The sequence below is a fragment of the Pseudoalteromonas sp. AWM4_233 genome (assembly GCF_056158285.1).
Genome location: NZ_JBSWSZ010000001.1, coordinates 1,430,337 through 1,453,646 on the forward strand (window position 1 = coordinate 1,430,337; position 23,310 = coordinate 1,453,646).

A 23,310-nucleotide genomic window follows, 5' to 3' on the forward strand; every position below is an offset into this window, starting at 1 on the left:
AGTTAATCTTCAAAGTACCTTGCTTTAACATGTTCGGGCATAAACTTGGTTTGTTGTTTAATCATGCCATTTAGCAGATTCAGTAGAGGTTTATTATCACAGCCGTCAACAATATTTATGAAGTGCCCGACGGCTTCTAAGGTCGAGAGACTATAGTTTTGTTCGGCTTTACGGATACGATATTGGTTTTCAGGTATAGTTGAAAAGCTGATTTTTTGTAATGACCGCAGCCAAGGGTTTAAAGCAAAAATTTTATTGGTTTTCTTCCAAGTCCCATCAATAACTACCAAATGCGTGAGCTGTGGAACAAGTGCTGAGCAATTATTTACATCAATAGTATCTTTGCCCGGATATAAAAGAGCAGTGCTTTCTTTAGGCAAACCCATGAGTACTGATGCGAAGTTACTTTCGGATTCTCCGACAACAACTTGAATATCGCTTAATTGTAGTTGTAAAAGGCGAACGGTATTTTTAGCCAAGTTTACTTCGTCAGGGTGCTGCAGGATAATAATTTTGGTGCGGTTCTTTACTTTTTTAGAGACGTACTCGCAGACACACGTTGCTACAGGATAATGACATTTTGTACAGTTTGATCGTTTCATTTTCGTTTTCAAGCTCATAACCTAAGCTGATTTTATCATATTGAAGATTATCTTTTGCCATCATCCAGGTATTTTACTACATTATTGAAAGATATAACGAAAGAGAGCAGTTATGAATGTAACAATCAATGAAGATGCGCTGGCCGGGATGCAGGCTCTGCTAGGAGAGCAATTTGCTGATACGGTGGTGTTTTGCTGTAGTGAGTTTGAGAGACTCGAAAATGAACTGAGAATGGCATTGAACAATGATAAACAAGAGGCCATCCGCCATGCTCATAGCTTAAAGTCAAATGCGGCTCAATTTGGTGCGACTAGCCTTAGTAATCTTGCGCGTGCGATTGAACAGGGTCTTATTCAAGATGACTTGGCTAATATGGACGATAATATGGCACGATTGTCGGCTCAAGTCTCTGGTTCAAAATCGCAACTATTACAATGGCTAGAAGCAAATTGCAGCTAGAATAAAATTCATTTCATTTATCTTATTTCCCTCTAGTTTTTGCCGTGTGCTTTAGGCTATGCTGTCTCTATTGGGGGAAATATGTCAAAAATTACTAAAAGCAATAAATTACATGGCGTTTGTTATGACATTCGCGGTCCTGTTTTGCAACAAGCAAAGCAGATGGAAGATGATGGTTTAAAGGTTTTAAAGCTAAATGTAGGTAACCCTGCTGCTTTTGGTTTTGATATGCCAGAAGATATGCACAGGGATATCATTCGCAACTTGTACTCAGCACAAGGTTACTGTGATTCAAAAGGGCTTTATTCAGCCCGAGTCGCTGTTTATCAACATTATCAACAAAAGCAATTACCACATATTAGTGTAGATAACATTTACATTGGTAATGGGGTGAGCGAGCTTATTCAGATGACTACACAAGCGCTGTTAAATTCGGGAGACGAAGTACTTATTCCTGCACCTGATTATCCGCTTTGGACAGCATCAGTGAAATTATCGGGTGGTAAGCCTGTGCATTATATGTGTGATGAAGAGCAAGATTGGTTTCCGGATATAGCTGATATTCGCGCTAAGATCACAGATAAAACTAAAGCGCTGGTGTTAATTAACCCAAATAACCCGACAGGGGCGGTTTACGACAAAGCACTATTAGAAGAGTTGGTTAAGGTTGCCCGTGAGCATAATCTGCTTATTTTAAGCGATGAGATTTACGAAAAAATACTTTACGATGGAGTAGAGCACTGCTCTATTGCTGCATTATGTGACGACCTGCCTGTTATTACTTTCAATGGGTTGGCGAAAACTTACCGTGCAGCAGGTTTAAGAATGGGCTGGATGATCCTAAGCGGTAATATAGAGGCGATGAGCGATCTTATTACCGGTTTAGATATACTGGCCTCTATGCGTTTATGTGCTAACGTACCAGCGCAGTTTGCCATTCAACAAGCCCTAGGTGGGGTACAATCTATCGATAACTTAATTGAGCCCGGTGGCCGTCTATACGAGCAAAGAAACATAGCCTACGAAGGACTAAATGCCATTGATGGGATCAGCTGTGTGAAACCTAAAGGGGCGCTTTACGCGTTTGCGAAAATTGATGTAGAAAAATTTAACGTCACTAACGATGAAAAAATGATGCTGGACTTATTAAAGCAAGAAAAAATATTACTCGTACATGGCCGAGCTTTTAATTGGTACAAGCCTGATCATTTTAGGTTGGTTTTCCTACCTCATAAAGATGAGTTGGTTCCGGCAATGGACAAAATGCAGCGATTTTTCGCAAGTTACAAGCAGTAAAAAGCTCAATACATAAAAAAAGCGCCATCAGGCGCTTTTTTATGTTTATATCTTTTACACAGGCGCAGGACCTGTGCTTTCCCGAACCACAATAGACGGTGTAAAGTTTGTAATGATGTCTTTTTCTTGCTTACGGCTGCTGCGAGCTTTACTAAATAGTAAACGTGCCGCATGTTCTGAGATCACGTTATTGGCCTGGTGAGCGGTGGTCAGTTTTGGCCAAGTCTGACGAGAGAAGGGGGAATCTTCGAACCCAGAAATAGACAGTTGTGCTGGAATTTCAATGTTCATCAAGCGAGCTGCAAATAATGCCCCCGCGGCAACCTCATCGTTACCGCCTAAAATAGCGGTTACACCAAGCTTGTTGTTATCAGCCAAAAGGTGTTTTGCACCGTTGACACCCGACTCGAAAGAGTAGTGGCCTTCAAAAATGAGTGATTGATTAAAACTGATATTGTTATCGGCTAGTGCTTGTTGGTAACCCGCTAATCGTTCAGCTGTAGATTTGTGCTCTTTATCACCCAACACAAACGCAATATTTTTGTGGCCGTGTTTAATAAGGTGCTCTGTAATTTCGTATGCTGCCGCGAAGTCATTCACCAAGATGCAGTTGTTTCTTCCTTCATTCTGTTCTTCTCGACCTGATAGTAAGCGAACATACGGCATATTCATTTCATCAAGCATTTCGATGATATTTTGTTGTTCTGAAAGTGGTGGTGTTAGCACAAGACCTGCAAGGCGAGAGCGTTGGATCATAGTTTTGAACTCATCCTGCATTTGGTCATCAGTACTGCTACAGGGGTGAATAACCAACTCAAAGCCTTCATCTCTACAACGAGAAAGTACACCATTTTGCATATCAATCACGTAATAAGCATTCGGGTTATCATAAACAAGCGCAACTGCGAATGAAGAAGTACCAGCCAGATTTCGCGCTGCGATATTAGGTTGATAGTTCAGTTCTTTGACGGCTTCCATAACAAGATCATAAGTCTTTTTACGTACAGAAGGCTCTTTGTTGATAACGCGAGATACGGTCTTCATAGACACGCCAGCTAGTTTGGCAACGTCATTAATAGTCACTTTCATAATTTATTATTCTTCAGCGTGAGAGAGCGAAACGGGCTCTTATTTCATTAAATGGTAATGATGATTAACTATTTTAACCAGGAAAGGAAATAAATAGCATCCTATCTGGAAATAAAAATTTGACTGATACCGGTGTCATTTTAAAAATAATCAGGTATTATCCACATTCTAAAATTGGAAATTAGCCAATTGACAGCGTTGTCATTTTAACTTATGGTTAACTCTGTCGAGTAAATTTAGTGCCGTTTTCAATATACAAGTATGTGCACAATCGTGTTTAGAGGAATGAATTATGAACTGCCGAAGTGAACTAAGTAGCTGGCAAGCACTTGAGAAATCTGCAGAAAGCTTGAAGCAACAACATTTGAAGTCGTTATTTGCAAACGATGAAAAACGTTTTGATAAGTTCTCTACTCAGATCCCAGGTATTCTTTTCGATTACTCTAAACAGTTAATTGACGATTCGTCATTTGCTCAACTTATTGAGCTTGCCGAACAGTGTGATATCGCGACTTGGCGTGAAAAAATGTTTTCAGGTGAAAAAATTAACATCACTGAAGACAGAGCAGTGTTACATACAGCACTAAGAAATCGTTCGAATTCAGTGGTTGAAGTAGATGGCGAAGATGTCATGCCATTAGTAAACGCTGAGCTTGAAAAAATTAAAGTATTCACCGAAAAAGTGCGTTCAGGTGAATGGTTAGGCTTTACAGGCAAGTCAGTAAAAGATGTGGTTGCAATTGGTGTTGGTGGTTCTAACCTAGGCCCTCAAATGGCAACTGAAGCGTTAAAAGCTTACGCAGATGACACGTTAAATGTGCATTACGTTTCGAACGTTGATGGTGTGCAATTACATGAAGCACTTGCAGGCTTAAACCCTGAAACTACGTTATTTGTTATTTCTTCAAAAACGTTTACAACGTCTGAGACCATGACCAATGCACGTTCATCAGTTGCGTGGTTCTTAGAGTCTGATGCAACAGATGCTGATATTGCAAAACACTTCGTTGCAGTAAGTACCAACCTTGAGAAAACACGCGCGTTTGGTATTGCAGACGAAAATGTATTTACCATGTGGGATTGGGTTGGTGGTCGCTTCTCTCTTTGGAGTGCTATCGGTTTACCTATCGCACTTTATTTAGGTTACGAGCAGTTTGAAGCTGTGTTAGAAGGCGCTTTCGAAATCGACGAGCACTTCAAAACGGCTAAATTTGAAGACAATATTCCGCTGATAATGGCGCTTTTAAGTGTTTGGAATACCAGCTTTTTAGGTCATACAGCGCAAGCAATTTTACCTTATGATCAAGCGCTACATATGCTTCCAGCTTACTTACAACAGGGTGAGATGGAGAGTAATGGTAAGCACGTTTCATTTGATGGTCGCCAAGTGCCATATACAACTGTCCCGCTTATTTGGGGTATGACAGGTATTAATGGTCAGCACGCATTTTATCAGTATTTACACCAAGGTAATACGATTGTACCAGCTGACTTCATTGCGTCATTGAAGCCTCAGCATAATGTTGGCCTGCATCACGATATTTTATTGTCGAACTTCTTCGCACAAACTGAAGCCATGATGGCGGGTGTTGATGCGGAGCAGGTTCGTGCAGATTTAACTGCAAAAGGCAAATCTGAGGCAGAAATTGAGCAATTAATTGCGCATAAAATACATCAGGGTAATCGCCCAACAACGTCTATGATATTAGATGTTGTGGATGCCAAAGCGGTAGGTCGATTAATCGCTTTATATGAGCACAAAATTTTCTGCCAAGGCATTATTTTAGAGATTTGTTCTTTTGATCAATGGGGTGTTGAACTAGGTAAAGGTTTAGCATCAGCGATTGAAGCAGAATTAACACAAGAAAATGTTGAGCACCAACACGATAGCTCAACAGCTGGATTAATTGCTTATTACAAGCAAAATCGTTAATGGATTTCGCCTCATCCGAGGCACACCGGTTTCACGCAAAGTGAAAACAATACCTTTGAACGGGTAGCGCTGGAGTTCTTAGGGCCTGTATTTTTGTGAGAGGAATTACAGAGCCCCTAAGACTCATTTTAATCTTTTTCATCATTCCAGCCCCCGTAAAATGCAAACGAATTCAATACCGCAAACCAAGCTTGCTTGGTAAACTACCCAGCAAGCAAGTATTTAGCGCGCCAGAGCCAAACGTCGCGCCTAACCATGTAGAGAGTAAATTATGCTTAACCCTTTTGATATTGTAATTTTTGGCGGTGGTGGTGATTTAGCACTTCGTAAATTATTGCCAGCGATGTATAGAGCTTATCAAGAAGGCAACTTACCTGAAGGCTCTCGTATTTTGCCAACCGTTCGTGGCCAAGAACAACAACAAGAATACATTGAAACGGCGCATCAGGCACTTAAGTCATTTTTATCTGACGGTGAATTTAATGATAAAGATTGGCAAGCGTTTTCAAGTTATCTGATCCCTGTAGTGATCAACGTGACTGAAGCGGATGATAACTGGGACGAATTACACAAAATTCTAAATTCTGATGCAGAAGACAAGTCTCGCGTTTTCTACTTATCACTTCCTCCTGCCGTATACGGTCAATGTTGTGAGATCTTATCAACTAAAGGCCTTATCACAGAAACGTCACGTGTCGTGGTCGAAAAGCCAATCGGTTATTGCGGTAAGTCTGCAGAAGAAATTAACGCGCGCATCGCAGAGTTTTTCAAAGAAGAGCAGATCTTCCGTATTGACCATTACTTAGGTAAAGAAACAGTACAAAACTTAATGGCACTTCGCTTCTCGAATGCATTATTCGAAAACTTATGGGATGCCAAAACCATTGATAATATTCAGATCAGCATTTCTGAAACGGTTGGTTTGGAATCTCGTGCTGGCTTCTATGATAAAGCCGGTGCGCTGCGTGATATGGTTCAAAACCACTTATTACAGCTACTTTGCTTGGTAGCAATGGAATCTCCGCATAAGTTAAATGCAAAGAGTATTCGTACAGAGAAATTAAAAGTACTCGAGGCGCTTCGTCCATTGCTAGGCGAAGACGTAGATAATAACGTGGTACGCGGTCAATATGTACCTGGTGAGTTAGGTGGCAAAATTGTCCCAGGTTACCTAGAAGAGCTAGCAGAAGGCGCGAGTACAACTGAAACATTTGTGGCTATCCGTGCGCATATCGATAACTGGCGTTGGTCAGGCGTACCTTTCTACCTAAGAACAGGTAAGCGCATGAAGCAGCGTTGTGCCGAAATCGTGGTTGAATATAAGCCAGTTTCACATAACGTATATGGCAACAATGTTGGCCCTGTTCAACCAAACCGTCTTGTGATTCGTCTGCAGCCAGAAGAAAGTATTCAATTGACTTTGATGTCTAAAAAATTAGACAAGCACGAAATGCAACTTCAACCTGTTACGCTAAATATTGAGTTAAGCGAACAGTACGAAAATGGTTTTCACTCAGATGCTTATAAACGTTTAATGTTAGATGCTGCGGCAAATAACCCATCACTGTTCATTCACAGACAAGAGGTACGTCGTGCGTGGAAGTGGATTGACCCAATTATTGCTCGTTGGCAAGAAAAGGGGACACCTTCACTTTATCGTGCAGGTTCATGGGGCCCAGAAGCGGCAGATGAGCTTTTAGAAGAGTGTAACCACCAATGGTTTAATGTAGGAGAGGGCGCATAATGGCTAATTTAACAGAGCTTTTTTTTGATTCAAAAGAGCAAATGACAGAAGCCTTGTCTACTTTATTAAAAGAGCAATTGACGTCAGGTATTGAGCAAGATGGTCAAGCCGTGCTTATGGTTTCTGGTGGCTCTTCACCTGCACCAGCTTATAAATATTTGGCAAACTTAGCGTTTCCATGGGAAAAAGTGTCTGTTGCTATGGTTGATGAGCGCTGGGTAGATGCAACTCATGAAAAGTCTAACGAGGCATTTATTAAATCAACGCTTCTACAAAATCATGCGGCAAAAGCAAACTTTATAACAATGAAAAACTCGGCAGAAACTGCAGTTGCAGGGCAAGCTGAATGTGAAAAAGCCTATGCTGAATTAAAAACAGCAGATGTGACTATTTTAGGTATGGGGCCGGATGGTCATACAGCCTCTTTATTCCCTCATGCAGATGGTTTAAAGAATGGCCTAGATAGCACCGACAAAGTATGTGCAATTAATGCTATCGAGAGTGAAGTGACTGGTAGTATTACTGAGCGTATGAGTTTAACGCTTAGCGGTATAGCAGACTCTCGTAAAGTCGTATTACTCATTTCAGGTGATGCGAAAAAAGCGGTGTATGAAAATGCGAAAGCTGAAGGTTCAGAACATGATGTGCCTTTACGAGCAGTTTTAAATCACCCTAATATAGATTTGACGGTATTTTGGACACCTTAGTTTATTAGTTCTATAAGACTGAAAAGCGCGCCTAATGGCGCGTTTTTTATTTTAAGAGTTAACTTTTTTGCATTTTAATTTTTATTAAGTTCATTAGTAGGAGTTTTAGTTACCAGGGAGTCTGGGTAAAAAAGATACAAGCTTTAAAACTGTTATCATTTCACTGCAAGAGTTAACTTAATTTTTTAATTGATTACATTGAATTAAATCGAAATAGACATAGACATAATTGTAATTAAATATGTATAATGACAGCGCTGTCATTGAGAGTAGTTATCACCCTTGAATGCTTCTGCCAAAGCAAAGAACTCTTTATGTAGACCAAGAATTGAGATCCACAAGGACATTATGTGGCTCAGTTTAATGGTCCGACTTATCCCTTTTATCTATCCACAAACAAAGATTTTGTGCTATATTCAGCTTGTTTTATGTAACAAATTGTCTTTCATATACGTAAAATCACAATACTTTCAGAGCCTTACATTTGTTGTTGAATATTTTTTGAGTAGTGCAACAAAAAAAATGTAGCGAAATTGTAATTTACGGTGTATGGTTTGTTATTAGATGACAACGCTGTCATCTTCACTGGGCAGAAGTGAATAAAAAACCAACAAAATGATTCAAGGGGAATCCTGTGTTAGCTAATAATTTTAAGAAAAGCTTAATCGCTGCCAACATCGGTCTAGTACTGACTGCTGGCGTATCGGGCGTTGCATATGCAAATGAAGGCAGCAAGGCTCAAGAAGATGTTGAAGTAATTGAAGTACGTGGTATTCGTCGCTCTTTAGAAGCTGCGATTAATACTAAACGTTTTGCAACATCAGTAGTTGATGCTGTTTCAGCAGAGGACGTCGGTAAGTTTCCAGACAGTGATGTAGGTGAAGCTTTAGGTCGTATCTCAGGCGTTTCAGTAGGTCGTCAATTCGGCCAAGGTCAGCAAGTTTCTATCCGTGGTGCTTCAGCACAATTAACACGTACTCTATTAAACGGTCATACTGTTGCTTCTACAAACTGGTATGATCAACAAGATATTGACAGAAGCTTCAACTATTCATTAATGCCTTCAGAAATGGTAGGCGGAATTGAAGTTTACAAGTCTTCTCAAGCTGACCTTCCTGAAGGTGGTGTCGGTGGTGTTATCATCGTTAACTCTCGCAAACCATTAGATTTAGACGCTAATACAGTTTTCGGCAGTGTTAAATTCGATCATGGTTCTGTTTCAGAGCAGTGGGATCCTGAAGTTTCAGGTCTATACAGCTGGAAAAATGACGACGAAAACTTTGGCGCATTAGTTGCGATGTCTCGTAAGGACACTGAATATCAACGTCGTGGTACAGAAACGATTCTAAACTGGGGTGGTGCAGTAGCTCCAACTGTATTTAAGCAAGATCGTGAGCGTACAGCTCTAAACGTTGCGCTTCAGTATGCGCCAACTGATGAGATGGAGTTTGGTTTGAACTATACTTCATTAGACCTTCAGGCTGACAACATCAACTCTTCATTATTCCTTTTCTCTCAAGGTGCAGATGCTGCTCGTTGGATCCCTTACGGTGACAAATACAGCAACGGTGGCGTTGATGAGAACGAGGTAGATGGTCCTCTTGGTAACATGCCAACTTGTCAAGCTACTAATGCAACAGGTGATTGTGTTAAAACAACTCTAGATGCACTGGCAGGCGGTAGTTGGGGTCAAACTTGGGTTCGTGATGCAGAAATGAATTCAAAGACTCTAGAAGTAAATGGTAAATACTCAGGTGATGGTTTTGTAATCGATGGTCGTATCGGTAATACTAAATCTGAAGGTGGTACTAACTTCACTGCTGCACAGCGTAATGGTATCGGTGAAGCGTCTGACTTTGCTGGTGTTTACGATGCAACTGGTAAAATCTTCGCAGTAGATACTGCAGTTAAATCATGGACTCGTGATGATTTTGTTGGTGACTTAGACTTACCAGGTTGGTCTATTAGAAGTCAACCAAATACAGATGAAGAAGATTTTGTTCAAGGTAACATCAAGTTCTATGTAGACTTTGGTGCAATTACTTCAATCAAAACAGGTTTCAGTTATGCAAGCCACTTTGTTGAAGAAAAGACTTTTTGGCCAAACCCTCGTGTAGCTCCTACTAACCAACTTCCTGGTGATGTAAGCAAGCTATATTTAGATAGCCAGCTTCAACTTTCTCAAGGCTTTATGTTCCCAGAAGCGAACTACGATGCACTACTTGAGCGTGCTAAAAGTGGTTTAGGTGAGTGGGAGTTATTACGTTCTGGTTACGGTACAGTTGAAGAAGATAACTTTGCTGCTTACGTAATGGCTGAATTCGAAACTGATGGTGTTCGTGGTAACTTTGGTCTACGTTATATTAGCACAGATGCTGAGTCTGACTTTTTTGCTGTAGATTTTGATGGTATTGCTGCAGGTTTATACGCTGAAGGTGGTTCTCTAGCAGGTTACCAGGCTTATGAGACAACACTAACAACAGAAAAAGCTGATTACAGCGACGTTCTTCCAAGTGTTAATATTGTATTTGACCTAACTGAAGATTTAATTCTTCGTACTTCAGCGTCACAAGTTATCGCTCGTCCAAACTACGCAAATATGTTTGCTCGCCAATCACAAGATGGCTATAACGATGACATCGAAGGCAACGAAGTATTAACTAAGGGTTCTCCAGCACTTAAGCCATTCAAGGCTACTCAAGCTGATTTAAGCCTAGAGTGGTATTATGATTCAAGCGCGTTATTATCATTTACTTATTTCATTAAAGATATTTCAAGCTTCACAACAGCAGGCTTAGAGCCAAATGTGTCGTTAGGTATTGTTGATAACTTTGGTAATGATAATTGGACAATCAGTACTCAGAGAAACTCTACTGGTGGTGAGATCCGCGGTTTTGAACTACAGTGGCAGAACTCATTTGAGAGTGGTTTAGGTTATGTAGCTAACTACACTTTTGTTGATGCTACAGCAGATGCTAAGAACTATGCTGATTTAGTTTCTAACTTCTCAGACTCTTCAAAGCATACTCTTAACTTAGTTGGTTATTATGAAGCTGATAACTACAGTGCACGTTTAGCATATAACTGGCGTTCAGAGTACATGATCCGTGAAGGCGCAGGCTTCTACGGTAACCGTATGCATGACGATTACGGCACACTTGATTTCTCAGCTACATACACATTAAATGACTCTGTAGGTTTCACATTTGAAGTTGTTAACATTCTTGAAGAAGATAGTATTCAACTTGGTGCTGCTCCGACAGAATCAACAATTAAGAATGAGCTGAAGAATAATTATCCAGCATGGTCATTCGAAGGCGAAAGACGTATTAAAGCGGGCGTAAACTTCCGTTTCTAATATAACAAGTAGTTTTAAGCCCAGCCTATGCTGGGCTTTTTAGTTTCTAAAAGGTGAAGTATGAATACGATCACAATAGTCGGTGGTGGTACCTCAGGTTGGATGACTGCTGTATTACTTAATCAAGCATATAACAAATTTGGTCAAACAGTAAAAGTTAGGCTTATTGAAAGCCCTGATATCGATATTGTGGGTGTAGGTGAAGCAACTGTACCAGCGATAAAGGACTTTCTTCAAGCAGTAGGTATTGATGAAATGGACTTTATGAAACATACAAATGCCACTATTAAGACAGGTATTTTATTCAAAAATTGGTGCGCGCCGAGTAAAGATGGCCAAGTTCATACTTATATGCATCCATTTGACCAAGAAAAAGTAGAAAAAAGGTTAGATGTAGCAACTTCATGGTTATTATCTGAACGGAGAAAGCCTTATGATCAAAGTGTTTCTATTGCCCATGCTTTAGCGCAAAAAAACCTGACACCAAAAGTAATGAACAGTAAAAGTTTTCAATCTATCGTGCCATATAGCTATCACCTAGATGCAAGGTTGTTTGGGCAGTATTTACGTGATTATGCATGTGCAAAAGGGGTTGAGCGAATCGAAGCACATGTTTCTAGTGTAAACTCCAGTGGTAATATTATTGACTCCTTAGATACAACCAAAGGAACTTTTAAGTCAGATTATTTTATAGACTGTACTGGGTTTAGAGGCCTTTTAATTAGCCAAGTTGATGACGATTCCAACTGGCACAGTTATAGAGACTCGCTGTTTTGTGATAGAGCTGTAACTGTTCAAACACCGCATGAAGTGGGTTATTCGTCTAAAAGTTATACTGAGTCTTATGCGTTAAATGCAGGGTGGGCTTGGAAAATAGATCTACAGAACCGAACAGGTAATGGATATGTATATTCAAGTAGGTATATAGACTCTAAGACTGCTGAAAACGAATTTAGAACCCATCTTAACTTACCAGATGGTACTCAATTTAACCACATTGAAATGAAAGTTGGCCGCAGGAAGCAACAGTGGGTTGGTAATTGTGTTTCTGTCGGCTTATCAAGTGGTTTTATTGAGCCTTTAGAGTCAACGGGTTTGCACCTAATATATTTGGCTGCAAGATTTTTTGTTTTGCACAATAACTTCTCAGGAAACAGGCAAAGTAATATTGATAACTTTAATCTGACTATGTGTAAAACATATGATGAGTTAAAAGACTTCATCGTGCTCCACTATGTGCTTTCAGATAGAAAGGACACAGAATTTTGGCGAGATGTACACAAAACTTTAGATTTTTGTCCCGAATTATCCAAAAGATTAGAGCTATGGAAATCTAAGGTCTGTGAATTTTTTGATGTGTCTGACTCTACGTCACATATGTTTTCTGATACCAGCTATAGATATATTTTATATGGTATGAATTATTTCCCTGAACTAAAAATACCCACAATAGATGGGGAGTTTGAAGATATTTTTCAATATCTTGATGAAAGAAAAAAACAAGCTTGCAATGCTGTTCTAAGTCATTCAGATTTCATAAATAAAATTCAGGGCAAAAGCAACTTTGTTTCTGTGAAGCTTTGAGGCAATGTATGAAAGATATCGAGATTAAAAATTATGTTGTGGTTGGTGGCGGAACTGCAGGGTGGATCACTGCAAGCCTACTTGCCACCAAGTTATCTCATGATAAAACCAAATCAGTAACCCTAATAGAGTCTCCAGATATTCCGATAATTGGAGTCGGGGAGGGAACTGTTCCTTCTATTCGTCAGACGCTTAAAAGAATAGGGATCAGTGAATCTGAACTAATAACAAAATGTGATGCAACTTTTAAACAATCTATTAAGTTCGCTAACTGGATGGATAAAGAAACGCATGGTGAAAAAAACTTTTATCACCATCTTTTTGATTACCCTTTCCCTTTCGGTGACAATTTACTGCCCTTTTGGCATAAGAAAAAAGGGTCAAGTTTTGCTGAAATGGTGTCAATTCAACAGCATTTAGCTGAACTAAATTTAGCACCTAAAAATATAACTGATGCTGAATTCACTGGTATTTCTGATTATGCATACCATTTTGATGCACATAAATTTGCTCAACTGTTGAAGGAAAATGCAGTTGAAAAATTAGGTGTGAATTATATTTCCGATAATGTTGAAGACGTGACTATTGACTCGGAAATAGGAATTTTAGCCTTGAAACTACAAAAAGGTGGGATCACAAAGTACGATTTTTATATTGATTGCTCAGGTTTTACGAGTCTAATGCTAGGTCAGAAGTTAGCTGTACCTTTTATAGATAAGAGTAATGTCATATTTTCAAATAAGGCGTTAACGGTTCAAATACCTAATCTCGACAAAGAAATTCCTCCTTTCACTATATCAACAGCACATCAAGCTGGCTGGATATGGGATATCGCGCTTTCGACTAGACGTGGTATAGGCCTAGTCTATTGCGACAGGTATATGTCTGAAGATACCGCAAGAGAAAAACTTGAAAAATATGTTGGAAGTCCATTAGAAGAATTTAATGTTAGAAAAATTGACATGAAGATAGGTTATAGGGAGCAAGCCTGGCATAAAAACTGTTTGGCAATTGGTCTTTCACAGGGGTTTGTTGAACCTTTAGAAGCAACAGCAATTCTGCTTTCTGATTTTTCTGCTAATCTGTTTTGTAATAAACTTCCTGAGCATGCGTCTGATTTAGAGGATTTTGCAAAGCACTTTAATAAGCGTATTACCTACACTTGGGAAAGAGTGATAGATTTTGTTAAGCTTCACTACTGTATTTCAAATCGCTCTGATAGTCAGTTTTGGCTTGATAATAGAGATATGTCATCTATTCCATCTAGTCTAACTGAAAAGCTTTCTTTATGGATGAAAAGTTACCCTAGCAAAGACGATTTCTTCTCCAAATTTGAGGTTTTCGATTTAGAGAATTATTTATATGTTTTAGCTGGGATGGATTTTTCTTTCAAAGATTTAAAAATGAGTGATCATGAGTTAGCGCGCTATGAGAATCAAACAAATCAAGTACTTAAAACGTTTGAGGAATATAAAAATAGATTACCAAAACAACGTGAATTAATTAAAAAAGTGCTTGAGAATGGTTTTCCAAAAATTTGAAAAACCATAAACTCTACTCGACAGGTTTATATTTCAAAAAAAGAGGCTACAGTTAATCGGCCTCTTTTTGGATCTGCAGAGATACTTTTAGCTTTGTTTATATCGGCACAATGAAGTAAATTACTCGGATAAATGACAATTCTGTTGAATTTTGCCTCGACAGAAAAGACACTTTCAAATAAATCATTGTTATTTGTTAGGTACCCTCTCTGTTTATTATTGTTCAGAGCATCTTGCATTAGTTGCACATTTTTAGGTGTTATTTTTATATCACCAGAAGGTATATGCTTATAAATAGATGTTCCGCCGTATTGGCTATCGCAAAGATAGTGAACACTTGCATATTGGCAGTCTTCAAGAGAATCCACATGAGGCAGTGATTGGAGTTCGTTTAATTCTTCATCGGGGATAGTTATTAAGCTGAGCATACACCTATGAATATAAGTTTCACTTTCAAACAGTTCATTCAATAGCTCTTGTAAACAAGCTTCATAAGGTCTAGGCATTAAATCCCTAATACCTGGGTACAAAGTACCATCTTTACCAGGCGGATTAAAATAAGCTGTTTTGCATGCAAAAGACACTATGTCTTCAGGCTCAGATAAAAAATTATCAATCACATAAATGACATCGTTGTCATTAATCTTTGTTTTCTGTATTGTTATTTTTTTACTTAATGATAGTTTCATAAGTCAATTTTTATATATGGGTTAGGTGGTATGGCAATAACAGAAGTTGGAAGGAAGGAGTTCTTTGATAATTTAGAAACCTTTATTAATTTTAACCTTCCGGTAAAAATCTCGGACTTTCATCACGCAAGCCATAGTTCAATTGATTTAAATAATATAACAGAAATTCTTAAAGAAAATGTAGTTTCTGAACAGATTCATTATTCAAAATTAGCTGAAGAGTTTGCAGGTAGATACTTTTACAATGATCGTGTTAATGCTCTAAATTTTGAACATCACACATGCTCCATTAGTGAGTTTTTTAATCTACTAAAAGACCCTAACACCAATAAAAGTTTTTACGCAGCTCAAGCGATTCCTTTAAATATAGTTTTTAATAATTTTGTTAAAGATACTTTTCAGTGCCGTGAGTTAAAAGAGGATGTTGATGCTAGGCTTTGGTTAGGGAACAAATGTAATACTGCAGCTCACTTTGATTTTTCTCACAATATTGCGCATGTGCTGAAAGGACGAAGAGAGTTTAAATTGTTTCCGACCCATCAAATTCAGAATTTATATGTGGGACCTATATCTTTAACACCAGGAGGCACTCCGATAAGCATGGTTGATGTTGTTAACCCTGACTTTGATAAATTTCCGAGGTATGAAGCGGCTCTACAACATGCTATTGATGTTGCATTGGAGCCTGGTCAAGCTGTCTTTATTCCAAATTTGTGGTGGCATGCTGTGCAATCACTAGACTCTGAAAATATTTTATTAAATTATTGGTGGAAAGAATTAAATAACGAAGGTAGCTTACCGTATGATAGCCTAGTGTTTTTAATGTCCTTTATTCCTAGTCTACCTATTCAAGAAAGAAAAGCATGGAAAGAAATATTCAATTATTATGTTTTTCAGACTGAAACTGATCCCAAATCTCATTTGCCTGATGACTTGCATGACATATTGATGAACTTATCACATAACGATCTTATGAGTATCAGAACATGGTTTAAGGGTAAATTATAAAGTTTTTTATTTTGCGAAAATTACTCTTCCAATTTAGAAACAAAACCTTTAGCCTAAGCAAACTAAAAGTAATAATTACGTAAATGAATGGAGTAGTATTATGGCAGAGCAACAAGTGCAGCCTTTACATAACGAGAAGCATGCCAATATTAAAGTAAAAAACGGCATCAACGTTGAATTTTTAAAATCACAGCACTTAATGCCAGTAGTAGCGCATGAGTTTGCGCGTGTTGCCACTGAATTCCCAATGGCGTTTGTTAAAAACACTGAGAATGGCCAATTCCAACCAGTTGTAATGTTTGGTCTTGAGCCAGGTGAAAACTTATTTGTTCAAGATGGCAAGTGGACAGCTGGTTTTGCACCTTTAGCTGCTGCTCGTTACCCGTTTGGTCTTGTAAAGCACCCTGAAGAAGATCAATTCGGTATTGTTATCGATGAAGCAAGCCCATTAGTTGGTGAAGAAGAAGGTAATGCTTTATTTGCTGACGGCAAAGAAACTGAATACCTAGAGCGTCGTAAAGAAGCACTAGTAAACTACGTTGAGTTTGCACGTGTAACTGAAGCGTTTACTGCTTACCTAGCTGAGAAAGAGCTTTTAGTTCAACAAACTTTAACAGTTGAAATCGCTGGTGAGAAAAAAGACATCAACGGTATCTACCTTGTTGACGAGCGCAAGCTAAATGAATTAAGCGATGAAGCATACTTAGAGCTACGAAAGCGTGGCTACCTAGCGCCTATCTTCTCTTTCTTGACATCTACTCACCAAGTAGCTCGTTTAGCGCGCTTAAAAGCACAGCGTCAAGCTAGCTAATTATTAAGCGTTTGAAAAAAGCACCTGAAGGTGCTTTTTTTGTGCCTGCAATTTGGTTAATTAAGTTTGACTCGTTTTGTTGCAATTTAGTTACAAACTTCCCAAGATGAACTAAAAAAGTCCAAGGATAAAATATGAATAAGAAATCTCTATTAGCGGCTTTAGGTATTGCTATATCGAGTTTAGGTACGATGGCACAAACGCAACCTATTGCAATCGCAATTCATGGTGGTGCGGGTACAATTGAAAAAAGCCGTTTTACACCAGAGCAAGAGAATGCCTATAGAGCAAAGTTAGAAGAAGCAGTAGAAGCAGGGTATAAAGTACTTGAGTCTGGTGGTGAGAGTCTAGACGCTGTTACCAAGGCGATAAATATTTTAGAAGATTCGCCTTTTTTTAATGCTGGTAAAGGTGCTGTTTATACTTATGATGGTTCTCATGAATTAGATGCATCTATTATGGATGGCCGAAATCGTCAAGCTGGGGCTGTTGCAGGGGTAAAAACGGTTAAAAATCCGATAGAGTTGGCCCGTTCAGTGATGGAAAACTCAGTGCATGTGATGCTGAGCGGAGCAGGCGCCGAGCAATTTGCAAAACAGCAGGGCTTCGATTTTGTAGACAATAGTTACTTCGATACTAAACACCGTTATGAAGCCCTGAACAAAGCTAAAAAGAAACTAGATGCGGCTAATAAAACCAGCAAAGATTATCAGGCTGCGCACCAAGCACTGGCTAACGAATATAAGATGGGCACAGTCGGTGCCGTTGCTTTAGACAAAAATGGTAACTTGGCTGCTGGCACATCGACAGGTGGTATGACTGCAAAGCGTTTTGGCCGCGTGGGTGATTCACCAGTAATAGGCGCTGGTACATTTGCTGATAACCGTTCATGTGCTGTTTCGGCAACTGGTCATGGCGAGTATTTTATTCGTTATAGTGTTGCCAGTGATATTTGTGCAAGGGTCCAGTATCAAGGAAAATCAATTGAACAAGCGGGTAAAGAAGTGATCCATGATGTTCTCATGCCTATCGGCGGTACAGGTGGTGTAATTATTGTGGATACCAAAGGCAATATCAGTATGCCGTTTAATACCAAAGGGATGTATAGAGCAAGTAAGTCTTCGTCACAAGAAACCCGGGTTGGTATTTTCAAAGACGATTAAGTAGTTAATTTTTTGAAAATACAGGCAACTCCATGATAGCCAGCTATATTTAATTAAGCTGGCTTTTTTAATGGAGCGAAATAATGCATTCAATCAAAGTAAAAGACTATTTAAATCATCGTCCAGTTACCTTCACTCAAGATATGCGTATAGAAGCTGCAGTAGAAAAACTATTGCAAAGTGGTCAGTCGGGAGGCCCCGTTATTGATGAGAATAAGAAAGTAATAGGATTTCTCTCTGAACAAGATTGCTTAAAAAAGATGTTAGAAGCAACTTATCAAAACGAGTCTCACAGTGTTGTGTCTGATGTCATGAATGCCGAGCCTTTTTGCGTTTCGGCTGATGACAGCATTGTACAAATGGCCGACAGAATGACTGTGAATACCCCAAAACTGTATCCAGTTTGTGATAGTGATGGCATTTTAGTTGGGGTAATTACTCGAGCACATGTTTTGTTAGCGCTTGATAAACACCTACACGATAATTATGAGTCCGGTCATCGCTATGTGTGATTTGCACGCATAGCGATAGATTAAATAATCGTTCAATAGAACAACAACTTCAGTAATAGGCTCAGTAAACGGTTTTTGATATACTTGCCGCTGTTTTATTTTTTAAAAGAGTGTCGTGGAAGTGAGTGTAGGACCGCTATTTACTGAGCTAAAAACTTGCCTTAAGAAAGATCAGTTTATTTTTAAAAAACGCCTGCATGGTGTTAAAAAAATAAATGACGAGAATAAACAAAACAAAGTTATTGCTTCAATTAAGAAAGATATTGAGGCCAGTCAGTCGTTGCGTGTTACTCGCTTAGAAAACCTGCCAAAAGTAGATTACCCCGAGCAACTTCCTGTAAGCCAGAAAAAAGACGAAATAAAAAAAGCCATCGCTGAAAATCAAGTTGTGATTGTGGCGGGTGAAACGGGCTCGGGTAAAACCACACAGTTACCTAAAATTTGTTTAGAGCTAAGCCGTGGTGTTGACGGCTATATTGGTCATACTCAGCCTCGTCGATTAGCAGCAAGAAGCGTTGCAAATCGTATTGCCGAAGAACTGAATTGTGATTTAGGTGAAGAGGTTGGTTTTAAAATTCGATTTAGCGATCAGGTTGGCGACAACTCGTACGTTAAACTGATGACCGATGGTATTTTGTTAGCGGAAATTCAGAACGATCGCTATTTGAATCAGTACGATACGATTATTATCGACGAAGCCCACGAAAGAAGCCTTAACATTGATTTCATCTTAGGTTATTTAAAAAACCTTTTGCCTAAGCGTCCAGATCTAAAAGTCATCATCACATCTGCAACCATCGACCCTGAACGTTTTTCTAAGCACTTCAATAATGCGCCTATCATTGAAGTATCGGGTAGAACCTACCCTGTAGAAGTCAGGTATAAGCCAACACTTGATTTAGCAGGCAATGAAAGCGAAGCAGAAAACGACCAACTGCAAGGCATTTTTGATGCGGTTGATGAGTTATGTGCCGAAGGGCCGGGTGATATTCTTATTTTCATGAATGGTGAAAGAGAGATCAGAGATACCGCCGATGCGCTAAGTAAGCGGAATCTAAAGGGCGTAGAAGTCTTACCGTTATATGCCAGACTCTCCAATGCGGAGCAAAATCGTATTTTTGCCCCGCACAGCCATCGACGCATTGTTTTATCAACCAACGTAGCTGAAACATCACTGACTGTACCTGGCATTCGTTATGTGATTGACCCAGGTACTGCACGTATTAGTCGTTACAGCTATCGAACAAAAGTACAACGTTTACCTATCGAGGCCATTTCTCAAGCCAGTGCTAATCAGCGTAAAGGTCGATGTGGTCGTGTGGCGTCAGGTATTTGTATACGTTTGTATTCAGAAGAAGACTTTTTAGGTCGTCCAGAGTTTACAGATCCTGAGATACTTCGTACAAACTTAGCATCGGTTATCTTGCAAATGCTTGGCTTAGGACTTGGCGATATCAGTGAGTTTCCGTTTGTACAGGCACCTGATAGTCGTAATATCAATGACGGTATTGCCTTACTCGAGGAGCTCGAAGCGGTTCACCCCTCAAAAAGAAGACAGCAGACTAAGCTCACTCAATCTGGTCGTGCTTTGAGCCGCTTACCTATCGATCCTCGCTTGGCGAAAATGGTGTTGTCTGCTGAAAAGCTGGGCGCATTGCGTGAAGTCATCGTCATAGTTGCTGCCTTATCAATTCAAGATCCAAGGGAGCGCCCGCAAGATAAAAAAGGTGCATCAGATGAAAAGCATGAGCGCTTTGCGCATCCTGATTCTGATTTCTTAGCATTCTTAAATTTATGGTATTACTTAGAGCAACAACAAGAAGAGTTAAGCCGTAGCCAATTCAGAAAGCTTTGTCAGAAAGAATTCTTAGCCTATATGCGTATTCGTGAATGGCAAGATATTGTTTATCAGTTGACCACAGTCTGCGAAGAAATGGGGATGAAGCTCACTGATAATCAGGCCGAAGTAGATAACATTCATCAAGCCTTGCTCAGCGGTATGTTGAGTCATATTGGCTTCAAAGATGAAAAGCAGGTCTATAAAGGGGCGCGTAATAGCCAATTCCATATTTTCCCAGGTTCTAGTCTTTTCAAAAAGTCGCCAAAGTGGTTGATGTCAGCAGAGTTGGTTGAAACCAGTAAGTTGTATGCCCGTATGAATGCGAAAATTGATGTGGCTTGGGTGCCACCGATTGCTCAGCATTTAGTGAAGCGTAGCTTTAGCGAGCCTCACTGGGAGAAAAAGCCTGGCTGTGTAATTGCTTATGAGCAGCAAAGTTTGTATGGCATGATCATCGTCTCTAAGAAGCGGACCGTATATAGCCAAATTGACCCCGTTGTTAGCCGCGAGTTATTCATTAAAGAAGCGCTGATTGCAGATCAACTTGGCCAACAAGAAGGCTTTTTGAAATATAACCAAGATCTAATTGATGAAATCCACACGCTTGAGAAAAAAGCACGTCGAAGAGATATCTTAGTAGACGAAATTACTTTGTTTGAGTTCTACGATGAAAAAATCCCACAAGACGTAAATAACCGTGCTGCGTTCAACCATTGGTGGAAAAAACAAAAGCAAAAAGATAAGCGCTACTTGCATATGTCTCGTGACTATTTAATGCAACATGGGGCGGAGCAGATCACTGAGTTTGATTATCCTGATACGTGGCAACAAGGTAATTTAATTCTGCCTTTGAGTTATCATTTTGAGCCGGGGCAGCCTGTTGACGGTGTTACGGTTAATATTCCTTTGGCACTGCTTAACCAAGTTCAAGATGAAGGGTTTGACTGGCATATTCCAGCCCTCAGACACGAACTCATATGTGGTCTCATCAAAAGCTTGCCGAAAACCTTAAGAAGAAATTTTGTTCCTGCACCAAATTATGCTGATGCAGTTTTAGCGAGTGTTGAGCCGATGCAAGGTCGCTTAATTGATGCACTTAACAATCGTCTACTGAAAATGACAGGGGTTCGTGTTGCTGAAGAGCAATGGGATACCAGCACGTTAGATACGCATTTAGTAATGCAATTTGAAGTGGTTGACGAGAAAAATAAGGTTTTAGCGCACGGTAAAGATTTGCTGAAATTAAAAGCGCAATTACAAGGTCAAGTAACAAGTACACTGTCTAAAGTCGCAGAGCAGGGAATTGAACAAAGCGATCTTACACAATGGGAGTTTGGCGAGTTACCAAAAGAGTACACTAAGAAGCAAGGGAACTACGAAATCAAAGCATTCCCTGCGCTGGTAGATAAAAAGTCTAGTGCTGCCATTGAATTATTCGACAATGAATTAAAAGCACAAGTTGCGCATCAGCAAGGGTTAAGGAGACTGGTTTTATTAAATGTACCGTCTCCAATTAAATACTTGCAGCAACATTTACCAAACAAGGCCAAACTGGGCTTGTACTTTAATCCATTTGGTAAAATACAAGATTTAATTGATGACTGTATTGCCTCTGGTGTGGATGCCTTGTTGCAAAAACATGGCGATATACGAGACGAGCAAGCGTTTGAGCAGGTAAAAGAATTTATTCGTGGTGAGCTAGGTGATGCTGTGGTTGAAATTGCCACTCAGGTAGAACAAGTGTTAAGCGTTGCACATGCAATTAATAAGCGTATGAAAGGCAAGGTTGACTTAACCATGATCACTGCACACGGTGACATCAAGTCACAGCTTGAGTCTCTAGTTTTTAGAGGGTTTGTGAGTAAACACGGGGCTGAGAAACTCAATGATTTACTGCGTTATATGAAAGCCATTGAGCGTCGTTTAGAAAAGCTACCAGTTGATCCAAATAGAGACAGATTGTGTACATTAGAGTTAGATAAAGTAGCTCAAGAGTATCAGAAAAAACTGGCGAAAATACCAAAAGGTCTACCGGTTCCAAAAGAGCTAGAAAATATTTTTTGGATGCAGCAGGAACTAAGAGTGTCTTTGTTTGCTCAAACATTAGGAACACCTTATGCAATTTCAGCTAAGCGTGTACTTAATGCACTTAAAGAGTGTGATTAATTGTCAATTCGCCTTGCAATTTGAGCTAGGCGAATTACCTTAATAAGAGGAACTAAATTGAGTATTGAAAAGGAAGTAGCATTGCCAATGACAACTCAAGTAAAAGCAAAACCAACACCGCATGTGTTGGTGGTTGATGATGAATATTTTAATTTTGAAATGCTCACCACAGCGCTATCGAGTAACTTTGAGCTCAGTTATGCTGACTCAGGCAAGTCATGTTTGTCATCGGCTATCGCGAACCCACCTGATGCTATTTTACTAGATGTCTGTATGCCTGGTCTTGATGGCTATGATACTTGTCGGCTGTTGAAAAATACGCCAGAAACAAAAGACATTCCAATAGTCATGCTATCAGGGCTTGAATCTGAGCAAGAGCAACAAGCCGGATTTGAAGCTGGGTGCGATGCTTACGTGGTAAAACCTTTTTCAATGCAACAATTACTAGAAAAACTAAAATCAATGGTTTAGGAGTACTCTATGTTGCACGAAGATAAACGCCGCTTTATGCGTATGATGGTCAATGCTGAGGCAAAAATTTCAGTTTTAGAACAACAGCTCACTTTGGTTGGTAGGTGCTTGGATCTGAGTGCGACAGGTCTTTCAATTGCAGTTGAACAACCATTAGAAGTCGATACCATACTCGATATTCATATCAATTCTAGCAGTGCCACTATCCCACCATTAAATGCCCACACTAAGGTCGTTCGCTGTGCACAAGATGAGCAAGGTCAATATGTGTTAGGTGTTGAAATCGTTCAATTTAACTAAGAATATTCTCCTTTGATACTGGTGATTGAAGGTGCT

18 protein-coding genes are annotated in these 23,310 nt (G+C 39.5%); 15 read left to right on the plus strand and 3 right to left on the minus strand.

Features of this window, described 5'->3' with window-relative positions; all coding sequences use genetic code 11:
• Positions 1–2 precede the first annotated feature (2 nt).
• Complete coding sequence (locus ACXAC4_RS06295; protein ID WP_475159865.1) at positions 3–614, minus strand: tRNA-uridine aminocarboxypropyltransferase; 612 nt, start codon at positions 612–614, stop codon at positions 3–5.
• A gap of 100 nt (positions 615–714) precedes the next feature.
• Between ACXAC4_RS06295 and ACXAC4_RS06300 the strand changes: the two genes are divergently transcribed.
• Both ACXAC4_RS06300 and ACXAC4_RS06305 read left to right on the plus strand, forming a co-directional pair.
• The gene (locus tag ACXAC4_RS06300) at positions 715–1,062 is read left to right on the plus strand and encodes an Hpt domain-containing protein (RefSeq protein ID WP_390445784.1); all 348 of its coding nucleotides are present in this window, start codon (positions 715–717) and stop codon (positions 1,060–1,062) included.
• An 81-nt stretch (positions 1,063–1,143) separates the two neighbouring features.
• Positions 1,144–2,358: a pyridoxal phosphate-dependent aminotransferase gene (locus ACXAC4_RS06305; protein ID WP_475159867.1), complete on the plus strand. Its 1,215-nt coding sequence runs from the start codon at positions 1,144–1,146 to the stop codon at positions 2,356–2,358.
• A gap of 54 nt (positions 2,359–2,412) precedes the next feature.
• Here the strand turns inward: ACXAC4_RS06305 and ACXAC4_RS06310 are convergent, their stop codons facing one another.
• Complete coding sequence (locus ACXAC4_RS06310) at positions 2,413–3,447, minus strand: LacI family DNA-binding transcriptional regulator (RefSeq protein ID WP_475159869.1); 1,035 nt, start codon at positions 3,445–3,447, stop codon at positions 2,413–2,415.
• A gap of 292 nt (positions 3,448–3,739) precedes the next feature.
• Between ACXAC4_RS06310 and pgi the strand changes: the two genes are divergently transcribed.
• From pgi to ACXAC4_RS06340, 6 genes are all read left to right on the plus strand, one after another.
• The gene (pgi, locus tag ACXAC4_RS06315; RefSeq protein ID WP_475159871.1) at positions 3,740–5,380 is read left to right on the plus strand and encodes a glucose-6-phosphate isomerase; all 1,641 of its coding nucleotides are present in this window, start codon (positions 3,740–3,742) and stop codon (positions 5,378–5,380) included.
• A 271-nt stretch (positions 5,381–5,651) separates the two neighbouring features.
• Positions 5,652–7,124: a glucose-6-phosphate dehydrogenase gene (gene zwf, locus ACXAC4_RS06320; protein WP_475159872.1), complete on the plus strand. Its 1,473-nt coding sequence runs from the start codon at positions 5,652–5,654 to the stop codon at positions 7,122–7,124.
• Positions 7,124–7,831: a 6-phosphogluconolactonase gene (pgl, locus tag ACXAC4_RS06325; RefSeq protein WP_475159873.1), complete on the plus strand. Its 708-nt coding sequence runs from the start codon at positions 7,124–7,126 to the stop codon at positions 7,829–7,831. The genes zwf and pgl overlap by 1 nt, the downstream gene beginning before the upstream one ends.
• Positions 7,832–8,465: 634 nt before the next feature.
• On the plus strand, positions 8,466–11,189 hold the full coding sequence (locus ACXAC4_RS06330; protein ID WP_475159876.1) for a TonB-dependent receptor: 2,724 nt from the start codon (positions 8,466–8,468) through the stop codon (positions 11,187–11,189).
• Positions 11,190–11,249: 60 nt separating this feature from the next.
• Positions 11,250–12,773 (plus strand): tryptophan halogenase family protein, encoded by a 1,524-nt coding sequence (locus tag ACXAC4_RS06335; protein WP_475159878.1) that lies wholly within the window; start codon positions 11,250–11,252, stop codon positions 12,771–12,773.
• Positions 12,774–12,781: 8 nt separating this feature from the next.
• Positions 12,782–14,314, plus strand: coding sequence for a tryptophan halogenase family protein (locus ACXAC4_RS06340; RefSeq protein ID WP_475159879.1), 1,533 nt, complete (start codon positions 12,782–12,784; stop codon positions 14,312–14,314).
• A 26-nt stretch (positions 14,315–14,340) separates the two neighbouring features.
• On the opposite strand, the gene ACXAC4_RS06345 is transcribed toward ACXAC4_RS06340, so the two are convergent.
• A complete protein-coding gene (locus tag ACXAC4_RS06345; RefSeq protein WP_475159881.1) occupies positions 14,341–15,003 on the minus strand; it encodes a DUF6445 family protein in 663 nt (220 codons plus the stop codon).
• A 30-nt stretch (positions 15,004–15,033) separates the two neighbouring features.
• Here ACXAC4_RS06345 and ACXAC4_RS06350 point away from each other — a divergent pair, with 30 nt between their 5' ends.
• The 7 genes from ACXAC4_RS06350 (at position 15,034) to ACXAC4_RS06380 (ending at position 23,274) form a co-directional block, all read left to right on the plus strand.
• Positions 15,034–16,011 carry a cupin-like domain-containing protein gene (locus tag ACXAC4_RS06350; protein WP_475159883.1) on the plus strand — a complete coding sequence of 326 codons (978 nt, stop codon included), beginning with the start codon at positions 15,034–15,036 and terminating at the stop codon, positions 16,009–16,011.
• A 100-nt stretch (positions 16,012–16,111) separates the two neighbouring features.
• Positions 16,112–16,822 (plus strand): SapC family protein, encoded by a 711-nt coding sequence (locus tag ACXAC4_RS06355; RefSeq protein ID WP_349285990.1) that lies wholly within the window; start codon positions 16,112–16,114, stop codon positions 16,820–16,822.
• Between the two features lie 134 nt (positions 16,823–16,956).
• Positions 16,957–17,985 carry an isoaspartyl peptidase/L-asparaginase family protein gene (locus ACXAC4_RS06360; protein WP_475159886.1) on the plus strand — a complete coding sequence of 343 codons (1,029 nt, stop codon included), beginning with the start codon at positions 16,957–16,959 and terminating at the stop codon, positions 17,983–17,985.
• 83 nt (positions 17,986–18,068) lie between these two features.
• On the plus strand, positions 18,069–18,497 hold the full coding sequence (locus ACXAC4_RS06365) for a CBS domain-containing protein (RefSeq protein ID WP_475159887.1): 429 nt from the start codon (positions 18,069–18,071) through the stop codon (positions 18,495–18,497).
• Positions 18,498–18,618: 121 nt separating this feature from the next.
• On the plus strand, positions 18,619–22,503 hold the full coding sequence (hrpA, locus tag ACXAC4_RS06370) for an ATP-dependent RNA helicase HrpA (protein ID WP_475164067.1): 3,885 nt from the start codon (positions 18,619–18,621) through the stop codon (positions 22,501–22,503).
• A gap of 87 nt (positions 22,504–22,590) precedes the next feature.
• Positions 22,591–22,974, plus strand: coding sequence for a response regulator (locus ACXAC4_RS06375; protein ID WP_138483044.1), 384 nt, complete (start codon positions 22,591–22,593; stop codon positions 22,972–22,974).
• A gap of 9 nt (positions 22,975–22,983) precedes the next feature.
• Entirely contained in the window at positions 22,984–23,274 is a 291-nt protein-coding gene (locus ACXAC4_RS06380) for a PilZ domain-containing protein (RefSeq protein ID WP_475159889.1), read from the plus strand.
• Positions 23,275–23,310: the final 36 nt, after the last annotated feature.

Coding starts and splice junctions, on each gene's coding strand:
- ACXAC4_RS06300 (WP_390445784.1), top strand. CDS start 715: ATGAATGTAACAATCAATGAAGATGCGCTGGCCGGGATGCAGGCTCTG.
- ACXAC4_RS06360 (WP_475159886.1), top strand. CDS start 16,957: ATGAATAAGAAATCTCTATTAGCGGCTTTAGGTATTGCTATATCGAGT.
- ACXAC4_RS06340 (WP_475159879.1), top strand. CDS start 12,782: ATGAAAGATATCGAGATTAAAAATTATGTTGTGGTTGGTGGCGGAACT.
- ACXAC4_RS06350 (WP_475159883.1), top strand. CDS start 15,034: ATGGCAATAACAGAAGTTGGAAGGAAGGAGTTCTTTGATAATTTAGAA.
- ACXAC4_RS06380 (WP_475159889.1), top strand. CDS start 22,984: ATGTTGCACGAAGATAAACGCCGCTTTATGCGTATGATGGTCAATGCT.
- ACXAC4_RS06305 (WP_475159867.1), top strand. CDS start 1,144: ATGTCAAAAATTACTAAAAGCAATAAATTACATGGCGTTTGTTATGAC.
- ACXAC4_RS06345 (WP_475159881.1), bottom strand. CDS start 15,003: ATGAAACTATCATTAAGTAAAAAAATAACAATACAGAAAACAAAGATT.
- pgi (WP_475159871.1), top strand. CDS start 3,740: ATGAACTGCCGAAGTGAACTAAGTAGCTGGCAAGCACTTGAGAAATCT.
- ACXAC4_RS06365 (WP_475159887.1), top strand. CDS start 18,069: ATGCATTCAATCAAAGTAAAAGACTATTTAAATCATCGTCCAGTTACC.
- ACXAC4_RS06375 (WP_138483044.1), top strand. CDS start 22,591: ATGACAACTCAAGTAAAAGCAAAACCAACACCGCATGTGTTGGTGGTT.
- ACXAC4_RS06335 (WP_475159878.1), top strand. CDS start 11,250: ATGAATACGATCACAATAGTCGGTGGTGGTACCTCAGGTTGGATGACT.
- pgl (WP_475159873.1), top strand. CDS start 7,124: ATGGCTAATTTAACAGAGCTTTTTTTTGATTCAAAAGAGCAAATGACA.
- ACXAC4_RS06310 (WP_475159869.1), bottom strand. CDS start 3,447: ATGAAAGTGACTATTAATGACGTTGCCAAACTAGCTGGCGTGTCTATG.
- zwf (WP_475159872.1), top strand. CDS start 5,652: ATGCTTAACCCTTTTGATATTGTAATTTTTGGCGGTGGTGGTGATTTA.
- ACXAC4_RS06355 (WP_349285990.1), top strand. CDS start 16,112: ATGGCAGAGCAACAAGTGCAGCCTTTACATAACGAGAAGCATGCCAAT.